At 69.5% G+C, this 1,786-nt stretch carries 2 protein-coding genes and 1 pseudogene; all 3 read right to left on the reverse strand.

Annotated features, from left to right (window positions below; translation table 11 throughout):
* Positions 1-214: pseudogene (gene pyrH / locus VOI19_RS18980) on the reverse strand (UMP kinase); the annotation flags it as partial.
* Positions 215-347: 133 nt separating this feature from the next.
* Positions 348-968 (reverse strand): translation elongation factor Ts, encoded by a 621-nt coding sequence (locus VOI19_RS18985; protein WP_114592477.1) that lies wholly within the window; start codon positions 966-968, stop codon positions 348-350.
* Positions 969-1,011: 43 nt separating this feature from the next.
* Positions 1,012-1,786 (reverse strand): 30S ribosomal protein S2 (gene rpsB, locus VOI19_RS18990; RefSeq protein WP_323794492.1); only part of this gene is annotated, 775 nt, incomplete at its 5' end.

Genomic DNA, 1,786 nt, shown 5'->3' on the forward strand with positions numbered 1-1,786 from the left:
GCTCCATGCCCGAGGCCTGGGGGGACGCCCCGCGGAAGATGTTGCCACCACCGACGACGACCCCGATCTCCACACCGAGGGAGTTGACCTCGACCAGCTGGTCGGCGACGGAGGCCACCACCTGCGGGGAGATGGACGCTGCCTCGTCGGCGAACGCCTCGCCGGACAGCTTGAGGAGCACGCGACGGTAGGGCTTGCTGGGCGAGTCGGCCATCAGGGATCTTTCCGTTGGGATGGAGGCGCGTCGGGGTGGGGGGCCGGCGGCGATGGTAGTGGACGACCCGGGGGCCGGGGCGAACGAACGCCCCTGCGCGACGAGTCGGGCAGGGGCGTTGACGTCTGTGGCGCTAGGCGCCGATGGCGAAGCGGGCGAACCCGCCGATCTCGATCTTCTCACCGGTACGAGCGCTGGCCTCGGTGACGAGCTGCTCGATGGTCTTGCTGGTGTCCTTGACGAAGGGCTGGTTCAGCAGGACCTGCTCCTTCAGGAGGGAGTTGACCCGACCCTCGACGATCTTCTCGATGATGTGCTCGGGCTTGCCCTCTTCCTTCGCCTGCTGGCGAGCGAAGTTGGCTTCCTTCTCCTTGAGCGCCTCGTCGACCTGGTCCTCGCTGACCGCAACCGGCTGTGCCGCCGCGATGTGCATGGCGATGTCCTGGGCCAGGGCCTTGAAGGACTCCTCCTTGGCCACGAAGTCGGTCTCGCAGTGCAGCTTCAGCATGACGCCGACCTTGGCCGGCATGCCGGGGGTGGGGGTGTGCAGGTAGGCGTGCACGAGCCCCTCGTTGGCGGTCCGGTCACCGGCGCGCTCGTTGGCCTTGCGGCCGGTCTTCGTGCGGACGATGTCGGCGGCAGCGTCGAAGTCGCCGCCGGCCTCCACCAGTGCGTTCTTGCAGAGCATCATGCCGGCGCCGGTGGCCTCGCGAAGGGCCTTGACGTCGGCGGCGCTGATCTTGACGTCGCTCATGTCTGGGTTCTCTCGATCGTGGTTGGGTGTGGCCAGGCGCGTGCTACGCCTGGGCCTCTTCCTGCGGGGCGGCCGGAGCCGGCTCCTCGGTGGGCTGGGTCTCGGCCTGCTCGGCAGCAGCCTGATCGGCGGAGGCCTGGTCAGCAGCAGCCTGGTCGGCCTGGTCGGCCTCGGCGGAGGACGCACCGGCAGCGGCAGCGGCGGACGCAGCCTCTTCCTGCTGCAGGGCGATCTCCCACTCGGCCAGCGGCTCGGCGGCCGGCTGGGCCGGCGCGGCAGGGGCCTCGGTGGACTCCGAGGAGGGGGTGGACGCGGCGGCGGCAGCAGCCTGCTCGGCGACGACGTCGTCGGAGGTGCGAGCCGCACGACGGGCGTACCCAGTGGCGCAGGCGTCGGCGATCAGGTGGGTCAGCAGCGCGCCGGAGCGGATGGCGTCGTCGTTGCCGGGGATGACGTAGTCGATGACGTCGGGGTCGCAGTTGGTGTCCACGACGGCGACGACGGGGATCCCGAGGCGGTTGGCCTCGGCCACGGCGATGTGCTCCTTGACGGTGTCGACGACCCAGATGGCCGACGGCAGCTTCGTCATGGTGCGGATGCCGCCCAGGTTGCGCTGCAGCTTGTCCAGCTCACGGGTGAGCAGGAGGCCTTCCTTCTTGGTCAGCAGCTCGATGGTGCCGTCGTTGACCATGTCCTCGAGCTCGCGCAGGCGAGTCAGGCGGGTCTTGATCGTCTCGAAGTTGGTCAGCATGCCGCCGAGCCAGCGGAAGTTCACGAAGGGCATGCCCACGCGCATCGCCTGCTGCTCGACCGCTTCC

The organism is Nocardioides sp., assembly GCF_034670285.1.
Classification (GTDB): domain Bacteria; phylum Actinomycetota; class Actinomycetes; order Propionibacteriales; family Nocardioidaceae; genus Nocardioides.

What these genes read in the sequence shown, in the direction of transcription:
- VOI19_RS18985 (WP_114592477.1), bottom strand. Translation starts at nt 968, where the DNA reads ATGAGCGACGTCAAGATCAGCGCCGCCGACGTCAAGGCCCTTCGCGAG.